13 protein-coding genes are annotated in these 23,137 nt (G+C 44.5%); 11 read left to right on the top strand and 2 right to left on the bottom strand.

Features of this window, described 5'->3' with window-relative positions; translation table 11 throughout:
• Window positions 1-198 precede the first annotated feature (198 nt).
• The 7 genes from M23134_RS01420 (at window position 199) to M23134_RS01390 (ending at window position 15,654) form a co-directional block, all read left to right on the top strand.
• The gene (locus M23134_RS01420) at window positions 199-2,937 is read left to right on the top strand and encodes a triple tyrosine motif-containing protein (protein WP_002693145.1); all 2,739 of its coding nucleotides are present in this window, start codon (window positions 199-201) and stop codon (window positions 2,935-2,937) included.
• 87 nt (window positions 2,938-3,024) lie between these two features.
• Complete coding sequence (locus M23134_RS01415) at window positions 3,025-3,414, top strand: MerC domain-containing protein (RefSeq protein WP_002693143.1); 390 nt, start codon at window positions 3,025-3,027, stop codon at window positions 3,412-3,414.
• 775 nt (window positions 3,415-4,189) lie between these two features.
• The gene (locus M23134_RS01410) at window positions 4,190-6,547 is read left to right on the top strand and encodes a type I restriction endonuclease (protein WP_002693137.1); all 2,358 of its coding nucleotides are present in this window, start codon (window positions 4,190-4,192) and stop codon (window positions 6,545-6,547) included.
• A gap of 109 nt (window positions 6,548-6,656) precedes the next feature.
• Complete coding sequence (locus tag M23134_RS01405; RefSeq protein WP_157558288.1) at window positions 6,657-6,995, top strand: hypothetical protein; 339 nt, start codon at window positions 6,657-6,659, stop codon at window positions 6,993-6,995.
• A gap of 502 nt (window positions 6,996-7,497) precedes the next feature.
• Window positions 7,498-11,835: a CusA/CzcA family heavy metal efflux RND transporter gene (locus M23134_RS01400; RefSeq protein WP_002693133.1), complete on the top strand. Its 4,338-nt coding sequence runs from the start codon at window positions 7,498-7,500 to the stop codon at window positions 11,833-11,835.
• 265 nt (window positions 11,836-12,100) lie between these two features.
• Window positions 12,101-13,342 (top strand): efflux RND transporter periplasmic adaptor subunit, encoded by a 1,242-nt coding sequence (locus tag M23134_RS01395; RefSeq protein ID WP_002693131.1) that lies wholly within the window; start codon window positions 12,101-12,103, stop codon window positions 13,340-13,342.
• A gap of 590 nt (window positions 13,343-13,932) precedes the next feature.
• Window positions 13,933-15,654 (top strand): mechanosensitive ion channel family protein, encoded by a 1,722-nt coding sequence (locus M23134_RS01390; protein ID WP_002693129.1) that lies wholly within the window; start codon window positions 13,933-13,935, stop codon window positions 15,652-15,654.
• A gap of 195 nt (window positions 15,655-15,849) precedes the next feature.
• Here the strand turns inward: M23134_RS01390 and M23134_RS37345 are convergent, their stop codons facing one another.
• Window positions 15,850-19,263, bottom strand: coding sequence for an AAA family ATPase (locus M23134_RS37345; protein WP_002693127.1), 3,414 nt, complete (start codon window positions 19,261-19,263; stop codon window positions 15,850-15,852).
• Between the two features lie 1,066 nt (window positions 19,264-20,329).
• Between M23134_RS37345 and M23134_RS01380 the strand changes: the two genes are divergently transcribed.
• From M23134_RS01380 to M23134_RS42425, 3 genes are all read left to right on the top strand, one after another.
• Window positions 20,330-21,007: a hypothetical protein gene (locus M23134_RS01380; RefSeq protein WP_002693126.1), complete on the top strand. Its 678-nt coding sequence runs from the start codon at window positions 20,330-20,332 to the stop codon at window positions 21,005-21,007.
• A gap of 120 nt (window positions 21,008-21,127) precedes the next feature.
• Window positions 21,128-21,730: an RpnC/YadD family protein gene (locus M23134_RS01375; protein ID WP_002693124.1), complete on the top strand. Its 603-nt coding sequence runs from the start codon at window positions 21,128-21,130 to the stop codon at window positions 21,728-21,730.
• A gap of 31 nt (window positions 21,731-21,761) precedes the next feature.
• The gene (locus tag M23134_RS42425) at window positions 21,762-21,896 is read left to right on the top strand and encodes a hypothetical protein (RefSeq protein WP_002693122.1); all 135 of its coding nucleotides are present in this window, start codon (window positions 21,762-21,764) and stop codon (window positions 21,894-21,896) included.
• Window positions 21,897-22,101: 205 nt separating this feature from the next.
• Here M23134_RS42425 and M23134_RS01365 read toward each other — a convergent pair whose 3' ends face one another.
• A complete protein-coding gene (locus M23134_RS01365) occupies window positions 22,102-22,776 on the bottom strand; it encodes a class I SAM-dependent methyltransferase (RefSeq protein WP_002693120.1) in 675 nt (224 codons plus the stop codon).
• 49 nt (window positions 22,777-22,825) lie between these two features.
• Here M23134_RS01365 and M23134_RS41975 point away from each other — a divergent pair.
• A partial coding sequence (locus tag M23134_RS41975; protein ID WP_232296759.1) for a hypothetical protein occupies window positions 22,826-23,137 on the top strand: 312 nt, incomplete at its 3' end.

The following is a 23,137-nucleotide window of genomic DNA, read 5'->3' as shown; positions in this document are numbered from 1 at the left end:
CAAGCTGGAGGTAAAAACAAAACCTAAAGCGAGTGGTTTATCACAAAGCGATTCAAAACCTACCCCTTCTTTTATTTATTACCATTCTTTGGTGGCTTGTGCCAAAAACTGTACCTTTCGAACGCTTGTTTTTGGTGTAAATATTGTGTATGTTTTCCGCAAAAAACACATTGACAACGAATTAACAACCGCTACTCTATGTTATTGAGAAAAATAATTTACCTGATGGCTTTACTGGGCTGTTGGTCAGCAGGTTATGCACAAGAAGGAGCCGTGCATTTACAAAACTACCCTCCATCAAATACCGGGGTACAAACCAATGCATTGGTGCAAACCAAACATAAAACTATTTTGTTGGCAAACGCCAGAGGTGCAGCTCAATATAATGGACAACAGTGGCAACCTATTCAGGCGCAATCTACCTTGTATGCGCTTCTCGACGACTCTACGGTAGTATACACTGGAGGTCGCTCCAGTTTTGGTTTTTTACAACTATTGCCCTCACGCCAATACCGTTTTCAGAGTTTGAGTCGCTCATCTAAAAAAATACCCCAAGAGATAGGCGATTTTCATTTTGTAAAAGGCAATGCCAGGTTCGTGTATTTTTTGAGCAATAAGGTATTAGTAGAGGTAGACCGTGCGCAACGAAAAGTAAGAAGGGTATGGCAAAACCAGGCTTTTCAGAGCTTGATGGTGTTCAAGGAAAAAGTATTAGTAAACATTCGCAACAAAGGCTTGCACCAAGTGCCTGCCCCCCCCAAAGATGGCGGCGATGAAGACAAAAAACCAAGCCCATTAGTAAAAGTAAACACTCAGGTAGATTTTGGCAAAATAAAGGTTTTATCAGCTTTTACTTCAGCCCGGTTTCTCTATGTGACTGCCCAAAACAAAGTGTATAAGTTTGATGGAGCCCAATGGACGGTACTTCCGCTTGCTGCCCAAAAATATTTAGAAGAACACACCCTTACCCAAGGAACCTTGCTTGGCTCAGGGCAATTGGCTCTGGGAACGCTCAACGGTGGGGTATTGATAGTAGCGCCTACATCGGGCAAAACCTTGTATATGATTAACCACCAAACGGGCTTGCCCGACGACGAGGTGCAAACTTTGGCGGCTGATCATCGCCAGGGCTTATGGATTGTACATACGCAGGGCATTTCGCGGGCGGTATTGCGTGCCCCTGTGACTAACTTTACTCATTATCCGGGTTTGGTGGGCAACCCTACTTCGGTTACTTATTGGCAAAAACAATTGTACGTAGCCACCAGCGAGGGGCTGTTTCAGTTGAAAAAAACGCGTAGTTTTCAAGACTTGGTAGCCCCCATTAAACGCCAACAACAAAAAGGCATCGTGGTTAGTAAAGAAGTAGGAGGAACAGGCGGGGTTACTTTGCAGTCGCAGAAAGTAGGAGGAACGGTAGTGGGTAACCTTATCAACAATGTGTTTGGCAAGAAAAAAGTAGTGGTAACAGTAAAACCCCGCCAACAGCCCAAAGCTCCGCCCAAGCCCCAGCCAAAAGTACCGCTGAGGCAACGCAACCTATTGCAAAGAGAACTGTACGCTTTGAGTTCTTTTCCTTATTTTTATCATAAAATTCCTGGTTTTTCGGCAAGGGTAAAGCAAATAGTCGCTACTGCCAATGAACTATTGTTGGGCAGCAACCAAGGCTTGTATGTATACCAAAACGGAAAGGTAGTACCAGTACTGAAAGAGGTGTATATACACCAGGTCAAAAAATCGCCTGACAATGATCAATTGGCCTATGTAGCCACCAGTGAAGGAGTAAAAAGTGTAACAAAGCAAGGGGGAAAGTGGAAGCTAAAAGATGACTTTGCAGCCATCAAGTCAGCGGTGTACTCTATGGCTTTTATAGGCAACAGTCTGTGGCTGGGGAGCGACAATCAAGCAATTAAAGTACACACCACCCCAGAGGGACAGTACCAAAGTCATCAAGTGTATCAATTGCCCCGTTATTATGTAGAAAATGTACAAGTGGTGGGCATTGGACAAGCCCCCGTATTGTTTTTGTCTAATGGTTTGTATCGTTTAGATGCTAAAAAACAGCAGTTTTACCGCGACTCATTGCTCAAAGACGTGCGCTTGCCCTACCAGATGGTGCAACGCCAGGGAGCCAATGTATGGACCAACTTACAGCAAAAATGGCTCAACCTGGCCGACAGCAGTCAGGTAGCACATTTGGCATTGTGTAGCCAGGTAAATGACATTTACCACGATCAGTCAAAAAATTTATGGGTGGTTGACAAAAACCAGGTACTTCGCATTGCTCCAGTGTCGGCCAAAGACAGTACCGGGTTCGATGTGTTGGTTGCCAGGGTGTTTGATCACCAACAGCAAAACCTCAAGCTCGACAATATTCGCTTATACCAAGGAGCTAAAGCCTACAGTCTTACGTTTGAACTAGGCGCTACACATTATTTAAATGAAGCCTCTACCCAATACCAGTATCGTATCAAAGGGCTCACCAAAGGCTGGAGCGAGTGGAAAAACAACGCCGAAATTAAGTTTACGTTTTTGCCCCGTGGCAAACACACTTTGGAACTAAGGGCAAAAAATGCGATTGGCGAAATAAGCCCTGTCAAAAAAATACGCTTTAGGGTGGTCCCTCCTTTCTGGAAAAGGTGGTGGTTTTATTTGTTAGAAGTATTGGTGTTGGCAGGTTTAGTCATTGCCTCGGCAGTGTCCAGTCGGTTCGAGCGGTTTGAACGTTACTCAAGCATCATTACTTTTGTCACCATTATTACCGTTTTTGAGTTTTTTATGATTACCCTTGAGCCTTCAGTAGACAATATTTCGGGAGGGGTGCCTGTGTTTAAATTATTTATGAATATTTTGCTGGCAATGTCGCTCAACCCACTTGAGCGCAGGTTCTCTGCCTGGCTTAGTGAAAACAAGCATCGGTTTCAGCAAAAACAATGAAAAGTAAAAAAGCCGAACAATGCCAACGATTTTGCGAAGTAAAGTTATTATGTTACATTTGCAACAACATTGCATATATACGCATTTATGAGAAATAACTTATTCAAAAAAGCTGATACATTAGGCATTATCAGCTCATTTCTTTGTCTGATTCACTGTATTTCTTTGCCCATTTTGGTCAGCATACAACCAGTGGTAGGCAAGTTTATTGATGAAGAACTCCATTTTTTGGAATATGTATTTGTGGGGCTTAGCTTAATTGCAGTATATTTCGCTACACGCTCTTCGCATGTAACACTTCGCATGAAGTGGGCATTTTATATAATATTTGTTTTATTTACCTTGGGTATCTTTCTCGAAGATGCCTTTGTTTGGCTTACTTACCTAGCGTATGCCGGTTCTGTTGGGTTAATTGTGATGCACATCATCAATATTCGACACAGCATGCGTTGTTCAGTGCCTGAGCATGCCCATTGAAAATTCATTAAAAAATATTATGCCAAGTCTGATTGAAAACCCATACAAACTCACTGTGAAGGAAGGTATTGAGTAATTCAAGCGCCTCAAATAACTCTCTCTTGTAGTGGCAGGGTTTTCTTATAAAAGGCTATTTAGGAGAATATGCCCCCGAAAAACCACATTATCGCCTCGCCTGCTCCGAGCTTGTCCTCGGAGGGCAGTGTCTTCACGCCCGATCGAAACTTCATACTTTGCAAGCTTCAGAGAGGTTTCTCATTTTTTATAAGAAAGCTCTACTTGTAGTGGGCTTTTGGCAAGACCAACACAATGCACATTCTTCGCTATTGTTACTCGCTCTCTTGGTCAGCTGCGCTTAAGACCAAGAGGAGGAGGGCAAGCTTAGTGATGGCTTTTAGATGTAGACATACAAAGAAGTTAGTGTACGGGTAATGGCAACAATTGGGTATTATACTTAAAACAAGCCCCAAAAGAGATGACAATCACACTGTCTCTTTTGGGGCTTTTAGCTGGTTTTACTACCTATTACTTTGAGCGAACGGTTACCCACCACCCAATTTTTATACTGCGCTAATTTTCCCTCCTGCATTTGCATGTTTACAGATAGCAAACCACTGCCAACGGTAGCTTACCTCCCAAGGGTTCCCCTTTCCATTCAACTAAATTCACTTTGCGAACTGTGCCACAAGCCAGCCTGAGGGTTTGGTTAACCTAACTAAAAAAACGTATCTTACCCGCGCAAACACCTTATAAAAAAATCCATTAATATCTGCCAATGGCTTTACCTGTATCTGAAAATGATATGCAATCGCGGGCAATCAACCTATTGCTTCATGAACTGGGGTATGACGAATACCTTGACTGCCAGTCAATTGAGCTCCACAATACACCCTGGCAAGTGGCTCAAGATCCACTTAGACGTGGTTCTCCGCAAGAAGTGATCAGCCTCGAACACCTACAGCAAGCAATGCATCGGTTAAACGATCACCTGCCCAAGGCAAGCAAAGCTAAGTTGATAGATGCTGCCATCCATGCACTCACCACCAATCGTACCCATCTGCCTATGCTGTTGGCAAACAAGCAAGTCCATCAGTTGATTGTACAAGGCTATGGGGTGACAGCCAAAAACGAGCGGGGCAACGAGCAAACTTATCAAGTACGCTACATTCATTTTGACCGTCCTGGTCTCAATCATTTTATGGCAGTGGCGGGGCTCCCAGTGGTAATCAATGACCTGTGCTGCCCCGATTTACTGCTGTATGTCAATGGCATTCCTTTAGTACTGGTAGTGCTGCTTTACACCAAACAAGAGGCTCTATTTGCCTATGACCGTTTGCAACGCTACAAACGCGACATTCCCACCTTGTTTGGCTTCAATGCCTGGGTGATATTGGCGGGTGCACAAGAAACCAAAGTAGGGAGTTTTGATACCGAGTGGAATCGCTACCACCCCTGGCAACAAGCGAGCAACGACCGCCAGTCTTTAACGGCTGAAAATGGTCTGGCACAAACCCTCTACAGTATGTGTGAAAAAACCCGGTTACTCGACATTGTCCATCACTTTGTCTTTTTTGCCGAAGAAAAAACCAAAGTAATCGCCCAAAATCACCAATACCTGAGTGTAAACAAAAGTTTTGACGCATTGCAACAACGTTATAAACTGGCAGGTAACCTAGGCGTGCTTTCGTATACCCAAGGGGATCACCCGCACTTGTCTGAACTCTTTTTTATACTAAAAGTACTGCACCGTGCTACCACAAATTATAGTTTTGTGGTGGTGCACGATCGTCCAACACTGGGGGAACAAGCTTGGGATATTTTTGAAAGATTACTGGAGGCTCACCGGGTGGGTATTCACAAAGCAAACAACCCCGATGACTTGAGAACCATATTGACCAAAGAAAATAATCAGGTGGTTTTTACGCTTATTCAGCATTTGAGTACACCCAAAGAAGCGCCTTTTGGCTGGTTGAGTAACCGGAAAAACCTGGTGGTACTCATAGACGAAACACTCACCAAGCAGCACAAAGTGTATCAGGAGCATATACAGCAAGCACTGCCTCAGGCAAGTTATTTGGCATTGGCAACCACCCAAGCTTCACTGACAGTCGCCCCTGAGTCTGCCCAGCCTTTGCCCCAAATGCTCCAGCAGGCTATAGAAGAAAGTCGTCAGTTTTTGAGCCAACACGGAGGTAATATGGAACTTATACTAAGCAATGATCCTCTTCTGACTAAAATACCACATTTGATGGGCGTAGCCAACCAACTCGCCAAAAGCGAGCAACTAAGTACTGCGCTGAGACTCAAAGCCGACCATATTTACCGCCTTTACCGTGCTGCCCAAACTTTGGAAAATACGCCAGCGTTTTTTGAAAAAATAAGGGAAGTGTATCAGTATTTGCAGGCGCAGCTGTTTAGACAAAATAAGGGGGGAATTTATGAAGTAGCCTCGCTTGCCCACAGCGAATTGTTTAAAGGGGCTTTGCCCAAACAAGGTGCTGTCGCCGAGTGGGCTAAAGTGGCCGAACACAGCCCTCCACAGGCTCAAAGGTTAGATATACTAACGGTTGACTTTGAAAAAGTGGCGACAAATTTTCATCAAACGCCGTATCAATACCTGGCATTGAGAGATATGCAAGCATTTTTGCAGCAAGAGCTCAGGCGTCTGTTGGCGCTTAACTCCACCCGAATTGGCTTTGCTCAGAGGTGGCAAGCCATTGTGGGTGAATATGATGGCAACCAAGTGCCAACTCATTTTTTTGCCACCCTCAAAGCATACGGAGAGGAGCTACGCCTGGAAGGGAAGCGGGCCCGGCACGAGGGGCTGACCGAAGCTGAGCTTCAGGTGTTTGACTTGTTGTGGGACGAGAGCCTGCTACCCGACCAAAAGTCAAGGGTAAAACAAGCCGCTCAAACGCTGTTGGTCAACCTGAAACAAACCCAACGCCAACTATTGACCGATCATTGGTCTGGAGACTTGACCCAGTCTATAGAAGTAAAGCATTTTATCAAAACCCAACTGTTTGCATTACTTGACAAAGTATACTCCTCCGCAGCGATTGACCAAAAAACGGCTACGGTCTACCATTTTATGCGTTATTTGCCCAATGGTGGGCGCTTGTTTTTGAGTTAAATATACTTTGTTTAAAGTATGATAAGAAGGAGGTTTGAAACACCTTGTGGTTTCATATTTCTTACTTGCAACACTTGTGCACCGATATTTTATTTACCTTTGCTGGCAGATGAAATACACCGCTTTTATATTGTCCCTGTTGATACTTACCATGTCAGTGCTCACCTGCACCGACGGGGTTACGTGTGAAAATGGTTTGGTGGTAGAACAATCAGCCCACAATGACACGCATGACGAGGTGGAGGCTAGTCACGATCACTCAGAAGACAGCCAGGATACTTGTTCACCGTTTTGTGCTTGCCAATGCTGCGGCCTGTCTATTTCATTGACCGTTTTTGTAGCTGTGTTACAAAAGCATCGTATGCCTGCCTTGGTTTACCAAGACCACTACGCCCCCAGTTATTCTCAAGAGTATTTGGGCAGTATTTGGCACCCCCCCACCGTTTAATCAAACATTATTTACTGAAGTTACGCAGACCTACTTATTTTGATGGTTATATGGCTTTATTGCTCAATGGTTGGGCTACGCATTGCGCAACAATATAGCCATTCAACAATAGAAACATGCGGCCTTCAGAAAACTGTGTAACTTGAGTTATTTATTAACTTCTCTTATTTGCAAATATGCTAGTAGCTATCACTTGCGACTTTAGGGCTTTCTTATAAAAAGTGAGAAACATCTCTGAAGCTTGCAAGCACAAGGTTTCGATCGGGCGTGGAGACACTGCCCGAGGCGGAAATATGGTTTTTCGGGGGTATATTCTCCTAAAGATTCTTTTATAAGAAAACCCTGCTTGCGACTTGACGCTTGTTACTTGAAGCGCTAGTTAAACTTGAAGCTTGTACCTTGAAGCGCTGGTTACACTTGCGACTTGACGCTTGTTACTTGAAGCTATAGAAGCTTGTCCCTTGAAGCTATATAAGCCATCAACTATTCTAACTAAAAATATATGTTTGATAAAATCATTGCTTATTCTGTCCGGAATAAGTTCGTTGTAGGGCTGTTGGTGGCAGCCCTGGTGGTGTGGGGAGTATTTTCTCTGCACCAACTGCCCATAGATGCAGTACCCGACATTACCAACAACCAGGTACAAATTATGACCCTATCGCCTACTCTTGCCACGCAAGAGGTAGAGCAGTTTATTACCACCCCTATAGAGCTCTCGCTACAAAACCTGCAGCAAGTCAAAGAAATACGTTCAGTTTCGCGCTTTGGGCTCTCGGTGATCACGGTAGTATTTGCCGAAAACTACGATGTTTACCTGGCGCGCCAATTGGTAGACGAACGTTTGAAAGAAGCCCGCGAGGCTATTCCAACGGGCTTGGGTACGCCCAAAATGGCACCTATTTCTACAGGGTTGGGCGAGATATACCAATATGTAGTGCGCCCCAAAAAAGGCTACGAAAAACAATACTCGCTCACCGATTTGCGCACCATACAAGATTGGATAGTAAAACGACAATTGGCGGGCATAGAGGGGGTGGCCGAAGTAAATACTATGGGGGGCTACCTCAAGCAATACGAAGTGGCGATAAACCCCGCTTTGCTTAAATCTATGGGCCTGAGCATCAACGATGTATACCGTGCCCTTGCCAACAGCAACGAAAATACTGGAGGGGCTTATATCGAAAAAACACCCTATACCTACTACATTCGCTCAGAGGGGGTGGCAAAGTCGCGCCGCGACCTGGAGCAAATAGTCGTGAGCAACAAAAATGATGTACCTGTGTTGGTTAGAGACATTGCCAAGGTACAGTTTGGCAAGGCACCCCGCTATGGGGCGCTGGTGCGCAATGGCGAAGAAGCCGTAGGCGGCAAAGTAATGATGTTTAAAGGCGCCAACTCAGCACAAGTGACGCAAAGGGTGAAAGACAGGGTGGCACAAATTCAGAAATCGTTGCCCAAAGGCGTAATCATAGATGCTTATTTAGTACGCGACAAGCTCATTAGCACCGCCATAGGTACGGTAGAAAAAAACCTGATAGAAGGTGGGCTCATTGTGGTGTTTATTTTGGTGTTGATGCTGGGCAACTGGCGTGCCGGGCTCATTGTGGCGTCGATCATTCCATTGGCTATGCTGTTTGCGGTGTCTATGATGAACCTGTGGGGTATATCGGCAAACCTTATGAGCCTGGGCGCTATAGATTTTGGGCTCATCATCGATGGTGCCATCATTATAGTAGAAGCTATAGTGCATCGTTTTCAGGCAAACTTTGCCGGGCAAAAGCTCAGCCAAACTCAAGTAGACGAAGCGGTGATTAGTTCGGCACAAAAAATAAGAAACTCTGCCGCTTTTGGCGAAATAATTATCCTGATTGTATACATTCCTATCATAGCCTTGGTGGGCATAGAGGGCAAAATGTTTAAGCCTATGGCGCAAACCGTGATGTTGGCCATTGCTGGGGCACTCGTGCTTTCACTTACTTATGTGCCTGCCATGTCTGCCTTGTTTTTGCGCAAACAAATAGTAAGCAAAGCAACTGTTGCCGATCGTATTATTTTGCTTTGCCAACGGGCCTATTTGCCTTTGCTGGAGCTTGCCTTAAGGCTAAAAGTGTGGTTTGTGGCGGCCACTATAGGCTTGTTTGGGCTCAGTGTGTGGGGCTTTAGCCAAATGGGGGGCGAGTTTATTCCTACCCTGGAAGAAGGCGACCTTGCCATGCAGCATATTTTACCTCCGGGTAGTTCGCTTAGCCAAAGTGTGGTCACTGCTCAAATGATTCAGCGTCGTTTGCTGGTCAAGTTTCCCGAAATTACCGATGTGGTAGTAAACATAGGCGCTGCCGAGATTCCTACCGATCCTATGCCCGTAGAAATTGGTGATTATGTATTGGTCATGCGCCCCAAACGAGCGTGGACATCGGCGCAAAACCGCCCGGAAATGTTTGAAAAAATAGCGGCTGAACTACAGCATATTCCAGGCATTGGCTATGAGTTTTCGCAACCCATTCAGCTCCGTTTCAACGAACTGATGACGGGCACCAAAGCCGATATTGCTATTAAGCTTTATGGAGACAATATTGACCAACTTTTTGCCAGTGCCAAAACTGCCGAACGGGTCATTGGTAAGGTGCCCGGAGTGGGTACGGTCAATGTAGAACAAGTGACCGGCATGCCTCAGGTGATTGTACGCTATGACTACGCAAAAATGGCGCAATATGGGTTGCACATCAAAGAGGTAAATCGTGTAATCAGGGCGGCTTTTGCCGGAGAAAAAGCGGGGATTATTTATGAGGGTGAACGACGGTTTGACCTGGTAATCAGGCTTGACCAGGCGCACCGTAAAGGTATACAAGATGTCAAAGATTTGTACATCAGCTTGCCCAATCAAGCGCAAATTCCGCTGAGCTCGGTGGCACGCATTGAGTTGGTAAAAGCGCCTATGCAAATTTCGAGAGAAAATACCCAACGACGCATTGTGATTGGGGTAAATGTGGGCAACTCGGATGTAGAAACATTGGTAAAAAACATTCAGCGAAAGCTGGAGACCGAAGTAAAGCTACCAGCGGGCTATTACTTTGAATACGGGGGGCAGTTCGAAAACCTCAAGGCTGCCAAAGCACGGTTGTCGATAGCCTTGCCTATAGCTTTGGCGCTTATTTTTATCTTGTTGTATTTTACCTTTGGCTCGGTGGCTCAGGCGGTACTTATTTTTACAGCCATTCCCCTTTCGGCAATTGGGGGCGTATGGGCGCTACAGTGGCGGGGCTTGCCCTTTAGCATATCGGCGGGCATTGGGTTTATTGCCTTGTTTGGGGTAGCAGTGCTCAATGGCATTGTGTTGATTGGGTATTTTAACCAACTAAAAAATGAAGGAATGACTGACATCAGACAACGCATCATACAGGGCACCAAGGTACGCCTGCGCCCGGTGCTCATGACTGCCGCCGTGGCCTCTTTGGGATTTTTTCCTATGGCTATTTCTACTTCGGGCGGTGCCGAGGTGCAGCGCCCACTTGCTACAGTAGTGATAGGGGGCCTGCTCACCGCCACTTTTCTTACTTTGGTGGTATTGCCCATTTTGTATAGTTGGCTGGCAAGCTGGCAAGAAAAACAAGGGGGCAAAAACCTGAAGGTGCCCAAGGGGGCATTGGTGTTGCCATTGCTGGCAATGGGTTGGGGTACGGCACAGGCGCAAACTTCAGCTATATCGTTGGACAGTGCCATTACGGTTGCTTTACAGAACCACCCCGATATGCAGGCGGCAAACCTAGCCATTAAACAAACTACTGTGCTACAGCGCCAACGCTACAACCCTGGCACTACCAACATCACTTATCAGGGCGATGGTTTGTACAGGCCTAATAATCAGCGGGTGAGCCAACTCAATATTACCCAAAACTTTGTAGGAATGGGTGCCGCCAAAGCCCGGAATGCTTTGCAAAAACAATGGTTGGTGCAAAACCACCTGGCCAAAAACGTGGCAGCCGCTAAACTTAAATGGCAGGTACAGCAATTGTATTTGAACATTCAATACAAGCAAAAGATGGTGGGGTTGTATACCCGCCTGACCGCTACCTACGATCAGTTTTTGAAAAAAGCTAAAGCCCGGCAAGCCTCTGGCGAAACCAATGCTATAGAAAGATTAAGCATACAGTCGCAACTCAATAAGTATCAGTTGCTTAAGCGGCAAACACAGATGGAACAAAGCAGCCTGGAGCAACAACTTGCCCTCTTGCTTGGTTTGAACCAACCCCTGACCACGCAAGACAGTTTGTTGGTATTGCCTTACACACCCTCCAGCGCTGCCAATAACTTTAGTTTGCAGCAAGCCAAACAACGCATTGCTATAGAAAACGCCAAAGTAAGGGTGATTAAGTCGAGGGTGCAACCCAAGGTTAGCCTGGGCTATGCTGCCCAAAAATTTGACGAAGGGGGTTGGTTAAACGGGATTCAGGCGGGGGTACAAATTCCCTTGTTTAAGAGCCAAAACCGCCGCAAAGCAGAAGCACAAAAAATACAAGCCGCACTTGCCGAGACCCAATACCAGAGTACCAAACTCCAATTGAAGCAAAGCATCAATGCTGCCCAAAATGCGGTGCGGCTTTACCGCGAAGGGGTGCAGTTTTATCAGCAACAACTCATTGGGGTAAACCCTGAACTGGAGCGCATTGCCCGACTGAGTTACCAAACGGGAGGGGCATCGTACCTGGAATTGCTCAATACGCTCCATCTTTCGGCACAAAACCAACAAAACTACTGGGCACAAGTACTTGCCTACAATCAGGCAGTGGTGTATTATGAGTATTTGGTGAAGGCGGGGGTAGCTTTAAGCGGCAAGGGATAAGCAACAAGCGACAAGTCCTTAGATACCGATGCATATCGGTAATGCAAGTGTAAATACAGCAGTAAGCCTTAAGCAACAAGCTTTAAGCGACAGACGGCAAGTGTAAATACAGCAGTAAGCTTTAAGTGACAAGTGTAAATACAAGGGCAAACTTGTAGCTTGTCGCTCGTACCACCGATATGCATCGGCATCTAAGGACTTGAGACTATAGTAGCTACTTATCGCTCGTACCTTGAAGCTATAATACTAAATAACTAAAAGAAAAATGAAACATACCAATTTATATATCATCATCAGTGTAGTGTTGGCTTTTGCCAATGCCTGTAAAAGTCCTGAAGGCAAAGGGACAGCTAATAAAAAAGCGGTACAGGAAGCAAAAGTAGGTGGCAAAGAAAACAAAGAACACGACCATACACACCCACATGCCCACGAGGCAAAAAAAGCGGAGGGAATTCACCTAAGCAAAGCCCAGGCAAGCACCGTAGGACTGGAATTTGGGGGGCTTAGTAAGGTAAAAATCAATGATTTTATCACAGCTACGGGTACATTGGGGCTTCCACCCAACGCTTACTCATCGGTGAGCGCCAAGGCGGATGGGTTTATCAAGGGTAGCCAAAAATATGTAGAAGGGGCATACATCAAACAAGGGACGGTGATTGCTTACCTCGAAAACCCTGAGTTTATTCTCAAACAGCAAAAGTACCTGGAGATCAAGGCGGAACTAGTTTACCTAAAACAGGAAATGGCTCGGCAACAGACTTTGCTAAAGGCCAAGGCAGGAGTACAAAAAAATGTACAAAAACTACGCTCAGAGGTAGCCATCAAGCAAGCTCAGCTCGAAGGAATGGCTAAGTTTCTTCATTACCTGGGTATCAACACTGCCCAACTCACCACCCAAAATATAAGGCGGCAAGTAGCCATTACTGCGCCTATGTCGGGTTACATTACCTCTATCAATATGCACAACGGGGTGTATGTAGCACCTTCGCGCGAGCTCATGGAGATTGTAGATGAGGGGCACCTACATATAGAGCTTGATGTGTTCGAAAAAGACGTTGCTCTGGTGGCGGAGGAACAAAAGATTACTTATAGTGTGCCTGCTTTGGGCAAAAAGCAATACAGGGGCACGGTACACGTAATAGGCAAGGAGTTTAACAAAGCCAACAAAACGGTACGAATTCATGGGCATTTGCAAAAGGTGCGTCCCCGGTTTATCAAAGACTTGTTTGTAACAGCAAAAATATGGCTCAACAATCAATCGGTAGATGCTTTGTCCGATGAAGCAATTATAAGAGATGGTACGGCTACTTTTGTATTTGCTGGCAAGGCACACGGAAAAGGTGAGCTGGAGTTTATCCCTATTAAGGTAATAACAGGGACTACCGATAATGGCTACACTTCGGTAAAGTTGATGGATAAAATACCTGCTGGCATGCGGTTAGTTACAAAAGGAGCTTATTATGTATACGCCCAGTCGAAGGCGGGCGAAGTGGGGCATGAGCATTAGTCTGGAGTTAATTAGTCCGGAGTCGGTAGCTCCCACGCTGTTTTAAGTATTCCTTTAGGGCACTTGAAACTTATAGATAAAAAGAAGTCCCCCGCTGGCGCAAGCGTCTCTCGCCCCGAAGAAAAATCGGGATTTATAAACTTGTGCCTTTTTATTGAGAAAGCACCCTGCTTTCATGTTTTTGCAAAAAACAAATAAGTGATCTTTCATAAATAATTTGAGCCATTAAAGTGTATCTATTGCCCTCATTCTTCTCAAAAAAAAAGCTTCATAGCTTTGGCTATGCACCGTTTTTTTTGAATCGTCTGAGAACAATATATTTTCTTGAATTGGCACATCTTATTTTTTCCAGATCACTAAGCAATCTTGAATTTACTACGCTGGACACAAGCCTGGAGACTTATATTCATCAACACTTTTAAGTCTTTCTAAAGGAAGACTTAAAAGAACAAGAAGCTCAAAGAATAACTACCCTGAAAATGAACACTGGATAATTTCGTAACCTCTGGACATTTTTTTTAACTTTGCGCCTGTATTAGAGTATCAAGCGAAATTAATCCAATCACATTTTAAACACGATAAGACATACAATGCATACTAAAAAAACTAGTTTATACTTTGCATTTATTTTTTTATTATTTAGTCACCTTGCTTTTGGGCAAGGCTCAAAAAGGAAGACTGCCAACCTTAACACGCCTTATCATGCTGTATCTACTCATATAGACAACCTCCAAACAAACAACTACCACCCTGAAATAGCCGCACAAGCCCTTTTTCGGGGAGGAAAGTATGCATCTATAGAAAAGCGAGAAGAGTTGGCAAAACGATTGCTCAAAATTCTGGATGCCCGTGGCTTACGCGTTGACTATAGCAAGCTACCCAAAGACCCTAAATATGTAGACACGACGGCGTCAGAGGCAAACAAAAAAATATACATTCTCTTTCCCAAAGAACTACCTGAGGTATATGTAGAAAAGGTGGGCTCACAATGGTTGTATTCTGAATACACGCTTGACCGTATTCCTGACTTGTACCGCAGTATAGGAATGATGGAGAAAATTATCCATAAATTTCCCGACTGGGTGACCAACAAAGTATTGGGAATGACCTTGTTTCATTACTTATCGCTGTTAGTGTTGCTCATTTTCTCCTTCTTTTTGCACAAAATTTTTTCTTATATTTTTCGTAATCTCATTACCCGGCTTATTGTAAAACTGGGCAAAGGACAACGCGGTACCAACGCCAAGAAACTGATCCAGTCTATAGCACGCCCGGCAAGTTTGTTCTTGATTGTCAGAATCTGGATCTGGATTTTGCCCATATTCCAGTTTCCGCTGTCATTTACCGAGTATGTAGTCTTGTTTTTAAAAGTAGTACTGCCTGTGTTTGGTATGATGATAGGAAACCACCTGGTAGATTTTGTTGCCTTGTATATGGGCAAGCTTGCCGAAAAAACGGAAGGAACTTTAGACGATCAACTCATTCCTTTGATCAAAAAAGCGCTCATTACCCTTGTATATATCATTGGATTTATATTTATCCTCAATGCGCTCAACTTCGACGTTACCACTATTCTGGCTGGTTTGTCTATTGGTGGTCTTGCCTTTGCTTTTGCCGCTCAAGACACTATCAAGAACCTCTTTGGCTCTTTTACTATTTTTATGGACCGTCCCTTTCAGGTGGGCGACTGGATAGTGGCAGAAAATATCAACGGTACCGTAGAAGAAGTGGGCTTTAGGTCTACCCGCATCCGAACTTTTAGCAACTCGGTGATGTATGTATCTAACGGTAAGCTTGCCAACATGGTGATAGACAACATGGGGGTACGCGCCTTCCGTCGTTATTCTACTACGCTGGGGCTTACGTATGACACCCCTCCCGAACTAATTGATGCTTTTGTAAAAGGCTTGCGCCAAATAATTTTGGAACACCCCGATACCCGCAAAGATTATTTCCAGGTATACCTGAATGATTTTGCCGGTTCATCGCTCAACATTTTGTTTTACTCATTTTTTACGGTAAACGACTGGGGAGTGGAGCTTAGGGCACGCCACGAACTTATGATGAATATATTGAGACTGGCTTATGAACTAGGAGTTCGTTTTGCTTTCCCTACACAAACTATTCATGTAGAAGATTTACCCGGACAAAAAGGGCTAACTCCTACCTACAGCGATTCAGACCTCAACGAAGAAAACCTAAACAAGAAAATAAAGCAGTTTATTGCCGCTCAGCCCGACGGGAAAACATTCCACGCCAAACGCAACCAAAGCAAATCTGCGGTAGGTGGAGACTCTAGCGGAGATGATTAACAGAATTCCAGTGACAGGTGCTTTGAGCTATATGAGGCTGTCTTGTAATAATTTCAAACACCCTACCTGCCAGGTTTTTAGAACCCGGCAGGTATAAAACCTAAATAAAAATCCTTGCTCGTACGAAACGGGCAAGGATTTTTTTATTTTCTAAAGGCTGTTTAACAGGCCACGTTTTACACTATTGTAATCCACTTAAGACTCGTCCTCTTCTTCCTCATTTTTAGGGGGTTCTATAGCTTCTACATTTAGCTTAAATTCAGCATCAAAATTGGCGTAAAACAAAAACTTAAGCTCAGCATCCGTCAAATCTTCATAATTGATAATGCCCGTGCGCAAATCGGTGATGGACCCCTTGCGCTGTAGCAAATCTGAGAAAGCATACAAACGAATGATATGCGCTACCTTTTTTAAACTTTTGACTCCCTCTTCGGTCTTCACCATATCTTGCCAACGGCGGTTGTCCAGGTTATTGACAAAAGTCTCAGGCGTTTCGTCGTTGCCCAGACGGTGAATGCTTACTTCTACTGGCAAGGGTGTTTCGTGGGGGGTAAAAAACATGTGGAAGCCTACCTCGCAACTAAACAGGTCGAACAAACCAGGGCCATTGAGATATAAATGCCACTCGTTGTTTTTGGCCTCTATCACTTGCTCTACCGGGTATATTCGTTCATACAGTTTTTTCAAGTACTTTACTTCGTCTTGCCCTGCCTTTTCTACCCGCGATATAACGCAAATCATTACCCGGTCGAGCCCGCTTTTTTCGTAATGATGATAATAAAACCTAATCCAGGCCCAGGCTTGCGATACCTCAAAAAACATAGCGTCCGACTCTCGTACAATTCTGTCGGTTGCCTGGGCTACCTCTTCCAGGTATTCATAAATCTCTAGTTCGCTGTATAGCTCTTTAAAATATTTTTTCTCTACTTTAGAGCCCGAATTATCATTTTTGATCAGTTTTTCCTGCGCTACGTAGCGTATTTGCACGTTCGATTGCGACAGGTCAAAGTTGTTTTGGGTTTGGTACTCATAAATAATATTGCGTACCTTTTGCTCAATGTTCAACACGTCCTCTTTCATGTGAATGAGGCTATAGTCGGTAATGGTAGAGGGGTCAATAATGGCATTGTCTTCATCGTCTGCCAATTGAAACATTTCAGCCTTGAGCTGCTCAACTTCAGTGAGCAAATACTCAAAGTGTTGAATGCCTACTTCAAAATCTCCAATTTTAGGAATTGCCGACTCACCAAAAGCCTCTATATGCTCTAGCCTGGTGAGCAAGGGTTTGAGCTGGTGGTCTTGAATAAACAAGTTAAATATAACGGGCGTGTCGGGCAACGTTTCTACCAATTGGTCGGCAATGAGTACGGTCAATTCTTTCTCTATTTGGCGCTTCAGTGCCCTCCCTCCCATTTCGGGGTCAAAGCCGTTCTCGGCAAGTTTTTGCAGTACCTCTTCCGACACGTTTAGAATGGTATGACGACGCATAAAGCCGTGGCGCTTGAGCAATTCTTTGATCTGTAACCAGGCGATTTGTCCAATATGCTCCAGGTTTAACTTATTGAAAATGATCACATTGTCAATGCGGTTGATAAACTCAGGCCGGAAAAAATCACGCACTGACTTTTCGTAGGTGCTGGAGGCCAAATCGGCGCGTCGCTGAATGTTAATTTCTTTGCCTACCCGCTCTGCCCCCAGGTTTGAGGTCATGATAATTACAGTATTGCAAAAACTAATGGTGCGCCCCAAGGCATCGGTCAGGCGCCCCTCGCCCAATACCTGCAGCAACAAGTTGTGTACATCGGGATGGGCTTTTTCTATCTCGTCAAACAAGAGCACACAATAGGGGTTATAGCGTATTTTGGTGGTGAGTTGCCCTTCGGGATAGTCCAGGTCACCTACCAAACGACTCACTGCTCCCCCATCGATAAACTCATTCATATCAAACCGTACCAGGCTGTCTTCGTGGTTAAACAGGTACTTCGCTACTACTTTGGCTGCTTGGGTTTTTCCCACTCCAGTGGGGCCAATAAACAGGTAAGAACCAAACGGACGCTCAGGGTTGTTGAGTTGCGCCTTGATTACGTGCAACACGTCGGCCAGGCAATCTACCGCATCTTGTTGCCCCACCAGACGGCGTGAGATATACTGCTGAAACTCATCTTTGGTAATTTTTACCTCCGGGTCGGCCAGGCGCTCGTTGAGGTGGGTCTTAGAGCTAAACTCTTCTACGATCGTTTGGGGGGTTACTTCTTCTTCAGAGTATTTAGACGACAACTGGTGTAGGTTTTCGGCGATGGCACCAATGAGCACCATATTTTGATTAAAACGTTTTTGCAGCTCAATCAAACGCAACAAACCGGTGTTGCTAATCTTAAAATCGTGTTCGCTTTCCAGCCTTACCCTTACTTTGTTGATGATGCGCAAAGACTTGGTTTCGGTAGGTTCATACAGGCGCACTACCTTAAACAAATCGGTAAAACCCCGGTCGAGTTCGCTTGCGATGTCCCACTCTTCGGGGGTGGCCTCTAGCACTACTTGTATCTCTCGCTTTTGCAAATAAGGTTTCAAAACATCGCTCAATGTCATGTCGTTTTGAGCCGATTTGCCTATCCTGAAAAGGGCAATAATATTGTTAAAGTATAATTTGTCGCGGCGGGGGTACTCGGTAATTGGGTTCATGGCAAACCTAATGATAGACTCAAACCTGCGTTGCCACATGCCCACAATGCTCATACCCGCAATCAAACGCGAGGGGTCTACATTCCAGAGGTTGTCCAGGTGGTACAATTCTTTTTCACTGTTGCGCTCCAGGTAACGGTGCACTACCTCGTGCAACAACGTACTTTTGCCCACCCTACGGGGCCCCAGAATAACCATGGGCACATTTTCGCGGTTGTAGATCAACCGATCGAGTTGCGTTACCAGTTCGTCCTGATAAAAAGCCCGGTTCAGTTCCGACGGATACAAATCGTTGAGTTCAAAGCCTACTTTTTCTATTTCGTCGCGCCCCTCGAAGGTGGCGTTGGGACGAAAAAACTGCTGAAACATGTCGTCATCTACATAGCCCAGGGTTATTTTTTCTCCGGCAGTGTGCATATACATGTCTACCGCCGTGCAAAACTCTTTGCCGTTTGCCTGGTAAGGCTCCATCAGAAACTCTTCGTCGTATTCTTTTTTATACCTCCGCCCAAAGCGCTGAATCTGCTCTTCGACCTCGCGCACTACATCGGCTTTTTTAGGATCGCGGGTTTCCATAATAAACCAGAGGTTGTCAAAGGCAGGCATGGTTACTACAGTATAGCCGTTGTGCTCAAACCAGGCGGTGGCTACTTGCCCATGAAAGTAGCGTTGCCCATAAGAAAACTCCAGGTTTAGGTTTACATATTTAAAATCGGGATTGAACAAATACCATAAGAAATAGTCGAGGTTGGCGCGATTGGTTTTATAGTTTTTAAATTCGTTGCGCACCGATTTTATCAGGCCTTTCATTGCCCTTTCGTAACGATCGTTTGCTACGCTTTGGTTGGCAACAAACAACGGACGAATAATGTATTGCTTGTTTTTGTACTGAACCCATACCGGGAACTCAAAGTGAATCGAAGCCATAAAAGTTTGATAAGTGAGTGTTAGTAGTTGGGAACCTCTACAGCCTCAAGTCCTTAGATGCCGATGCATATCGGTGCTGTTAGCGACAAGTCCTTAGATACCGATGTATATCGGTGCTTCAAGCTTATTACCGATCTTATAGAGCACTGATTTTTAGCAGTTTATAAAATCGACAGATAGAAGTTTCTACAGCCTCAAGCTGTTAGCCTTTAGCTTATCGTAGAGGGCTTGTGTGTTTGTTTCCTTTAATGCAACCCTCAAAGAGCAGCACGTAGTGAACTCAATGTAGTTACGCCAGCATTTGGGCAACCATCCATAGCCCCTCCCCTAGACAACTGAATCTCTAAGTTAAGCATAATCGTAAAAAACACAAGGGATTTTTAGGAGTTGGGAGTCAAGAGTTAGTAGCTGGGAGTCGGGAGTCAGGAGTTTCTACAGTCTTAAGCCTTTAGCTTGTCGCAGATGGCTTGTGGCTTGCGTGTTTGCTTTTTTTAATGCTCACCCCTTAGCAGTGAGCTCAATGTAGTTACGCCAGCGCCAGCATTTAGGGATAAGAAAGTAATTAATTACCCAACTTAAAAAAATGGCATACACACTTGTACTTTGAAACAGTATACTCATTTGCGTCGTGTCTGACCAACAGCGCCTTTCTTTCCGCCGACGTATGCACTCCTTCGCTAGGGCGACCACAAGGGTAGCCCCTACAATAAACCTCTTGATTTATGCATAAATGTTTGTATATCAATAATTTTAAAAACTTCGCACAACCCTAATTCCGTATGCCAAAAATAGAAGTCAAGGAAGTTATTTTTTTCGCTTCCCTTAGGCAACCAATGGCTTGAGTGTTTGTTTTTTTAATGTTCAACCTCATCGCCTCAGCTTATGGAGACACGAGCTAATCGAAGCCCTGACGGGGCGATTTGCAAAAACACAAAACGAGGCGAAAAAGTATTTAACGAAAGTTAATGATTTTCTTTTATTCAAAGTTGAAAGAACTTAAGCCAGAGCGTATTACCTTTGGCACAAAAAACCCCCTAACCCCTTATCAATTATTAAACACAAATCCATGCAAAAAAACGCTTTTTATATCCATCTCAAAGAAGCTATAGACACTAACCAAGGGCGGAAAAAAATATACGCCCAACAAACCCATCGTCAATCGGTGAGGCTTTCGAATTTGTTGATTATGTCAGAAAAAATATCGTTGCCCGTTGCCCGTTATTTCGACTGGAAAGCACGTAGGTTTAACCAGGCAGGCATTGGCGTGGTTGCCAACGATTTTGTGCCAATGGATGACATTTTGCCTCCCGAAACTCCGCCTTTGTATCCGCAACAGGCAAGCCCTGCCCACCTACACGAGGCAACCCAACTCACCCAGGCACTTGCCCAAAAGCTCAAGGCAACCCTCAAAACATACAACTTTGAGGCAGCGTGTGCGGCTACCGAGGATGCCTTGCAGCAACTAGCCCAAATAGAACACCGCGCCCAGGCTCATTTTGCCATGCTCAAACACTTGCTAGAGTCTATAGGGTACGCCTCGGTCAATGCCCCACAGTATGCTCAACTAAGCAAAGGGGCCACTGGCAAGCTTTCCCGCCAATTGATTGGGATGCAGGCAAAAGGGCTCAGTCTGGCATTGCGCATAGATACCCGCGCCCAAAAAATTCATCAATTAGGTGCAGGGATCATAGTAAACGATGTGCCTCCTATTCCTTTTCTGGAGCGCTTAAGGGAGCAGTTTTGAGGATGATTTGATGGTTTGCAAAGTACTTAAAGTTGGGCATTTTTTTATTCAAAAAAACAAAATAAAAAGCCCTGAATTAAACATTTTGTTCATACAAATGTTTCATCTACTTTGCCAGCCATGGCACAAGAATACGACAAAATTATCAAGGAAAATATTGCGGCGATTTTTCCCAGATTAAGCAAAAGGTACTTGGGCATTGAGGTTGCCAAAAGCGAACCTATCAAGGGGAAGCTGCAAAGAACTATAGAACGGGAAACTGACTTTTTGCAAAAGGTGACCACTACTCAGGGCGAAGAACTCATTGTTCATTTGGAGTTTCAAACGACCGACCACCTCAAAATGCTGGAAAGAATGCGGCTTTACCATGCTCTGATTAGCGAAAAGTATGATTTACCCATTTGTCAGTTTGTGATTTATTTGGGGCAACAGCCCTCTAAAATGCGTAGTCAGTTGCCTGCTGCCAAGGTTTTTAGTGGTTATCAGCTCATTGAAATGCAAGCACTTGACTACCGCCCCTTGCTGGAGTCTGACGTCCCAGAAGAAATCATTTTGGCGATTTTGGGTAATTTTGAAAATAAAGAAGCGCGTGTTATTTTAGTAAAAATAATTGAGCGCTTGCAAGAACTAATTGGCTCTAAAACAACGTTACAAAAATATATCTTCCAATTACTCACCTTTGCGAGGTTAAAAAATTTATTACGCATCACTAATTACGTATGACATCGAAAAAGACGACTTTTATCAACAAGGATTGAAAAAAGGGAGACAGGAGGGAGAACAAAAAGGAATGCTCAAAACTGCTTTAAAAATGAAAAAGGCAGGCTTTTCTATCAAAGATATTATAAAAGTGACTGATTTGACCAAAGAACAAATTGAGCAACTATAGCAAGGCAATGGCTATAAAATATAAATGCCCAACTTTAAGTTATAGGACCTTAAGTTGGGCATTTTTTTATTCAAAAAAGTAGAGGCCTAAGCCTCAAACTTAAGGCTTACCACCACATCAGTATCTAAAGACCTGAGGCTATTACAACTACTTGCATAACAGGGAACACTTGTAGCTTATGCTCATACCTTGAAGCTTTTATTAACTACCTACTCCCCTCTTTAGGTTTTACCCCAGCAAGGTACCATACCCACACTTCTTTTTTGTTTTTCCAACGCGTGAGCGGGTATTTAAAATCGGCAGGGATGAGCCCCACTTTTTTAAAATCATAACGCACAAAACCAATGTCTAAGTTATGCTTTTCTTTTTGCTCGTCGCGGCTGAGTTGTTTGCGATAAGTGCGGATAGACTCTACAATGACCAACCTCCCGCCTGGCTTCAGTGCTTTCTTTAGTTTTTTGAGGTACTTCAGCGGTTTTTCCAATATGTGATGATACGTATCAATCATAATGATGGCGTCGAGTTTGCCAGTGGGCAACAAAGGGTCGTTTTCTTCGCCTTTGATGGTTACAATGTTGTTGTAGCCCTGCTCGATGGCTTCTTCTTTGAGCGCGTCTAATCGGTAGGTGTTCAGGTCTACCCCGTACACCTTGCCCGTTTTGCCTACAGCTTTTGCCAAATGCATGGTCATATAACCTTGGTGACAGCCCACGTCGGCTACTTTGGCGCCTGGGCGAATGTTCATTGCCTTGAGCAATTGAGGCACCTTTTGCCACTTATCGCGGTCTTTCCAATCGTCCGATTTATACTGGGCGATTGCATAGGTAGCCCCTAGTAGACATAATACAATGGTGAAAGTAAAAGTTTTGAGATTTTTCATGGGTATATATTGGTTAATTACGAATTTGAGAATTACGAATTACGAATGAGTGAATTACGAACCGACCGGAGAGAGCGTTGCTTTAGCTAATTACGAATGGTTCAATTACGAACCGACCAAAGGGAGCGTTGCTTTAGCTAATGGGCGCGATGCAACTACGGTCTACCGACTCCTAACTATTCAACATATTTATCATATATGCAAAATTGATAAAAAAACATTGCTGACTATGGACTATCGACTAAATTACGAACCGACCAAAGGGAGCGCTGCTTTAGCTAATGGGCGCGATGCAACTACGGTCTATCGACTCCTAACTATTCAACATATTTGTCATATATGCAAAATTGATAAAAAAACA

This window comes from Microscilla marina ATCC 23134, from assembly GCF_000169175.1.
GTDB classification, from domain to species: domain Bacteria; phylum Bacteroidota; class Bacteroidia; order Cytophagales; family Microscillaceae; genus Microscilla; species Microscilla marina.
Note: the sequence above shows the minus strand (reverse complement) of the source record. Positions and strands in the feature narration are given on the sequence as shown.

What these genes read in the sequence shown, in the direction of transcription:
- M23134_RS01420 (WP_002693145.1), top strand. Translation starts at nt 199, where the DNA reads ATGTTATTGAGAAAAATAATTTACCTGATGGCTTTACTGGGCTGTTGG.
- M23134_RS01415 (WP_002693143.1), top strand. Translation starts at nt 3,025, where the DNA reads ATGAGAAATAACTTATTCAAAAAAGCTGATACATTAGGCATTATCAGC.
- M23134_RS01410 (WP_002693137.1), top strand. Translation starts at nt 4,190, where the DNA reads ATGGCTTTACCTGTATCTGAAAATGATATGCAATCGCGGGCAATCAAC.
- M23134_RS01405 (WP_157558288.1), top strand. Translation starts at nt 6,657, where the DNA reads ATGAAATACACCGCTTTTATATTGTCCCTGTTGATACTTACCATGTCA.
- M23134_RS01400 (WP_002693133.1), top strand. Translation starts at nt 7,498, where the DNA reads ATGTTTGATAAAATCATTGCTTATTCTGTCCGGAATAAGTTCGTTGTA.
- M23134_RS01395 (WP_002693131.1), top strand. Translation starts at nt 12,101, where the DNA reads ATGAAACATACCAATTTATATATCATCATCAGTGTAGTGTTGGCTTTT.
- M23134_RS01390 (WP_002693129.1), top strand. Translation starts at nt 13,933, where the DNA reads ATGCATACTAAAAAAACTAGTTTATACTTTGCATTTATTTTTTTATTA.
- M23134_RS37345 (WP_002693127.1), bottom strand. Translation starts at nt 19,263, where the DNA reads ATGGCTTCGATTCACTTTGAGTTCCCGGTATGGGTTCAGTACAAAAAC.
- M23134_RS01380 (WP_002693126.1), top strand. Translation starts at nt 20,330, where the DNA reads ATGCAAAAAAACGCTTTTTATATCCATCTCAAAGAAGCTATAGACACT.
- M23134_RS01375 (WP_002693124.1), top strand. Translation starts at nt 21,128, where the DNA reads ATGGCACAAGAATACGACAAAATTATCAAGGAAAATATTGCGGCGATT.
- M23134_RS01365 (WP_002693120.1), bottom strand. Translation starts at nt 22,776, where the DNA reads ATGAAAAATCTCAAAACTTTTACTTTCACCATTGTATTATGTCTACTA.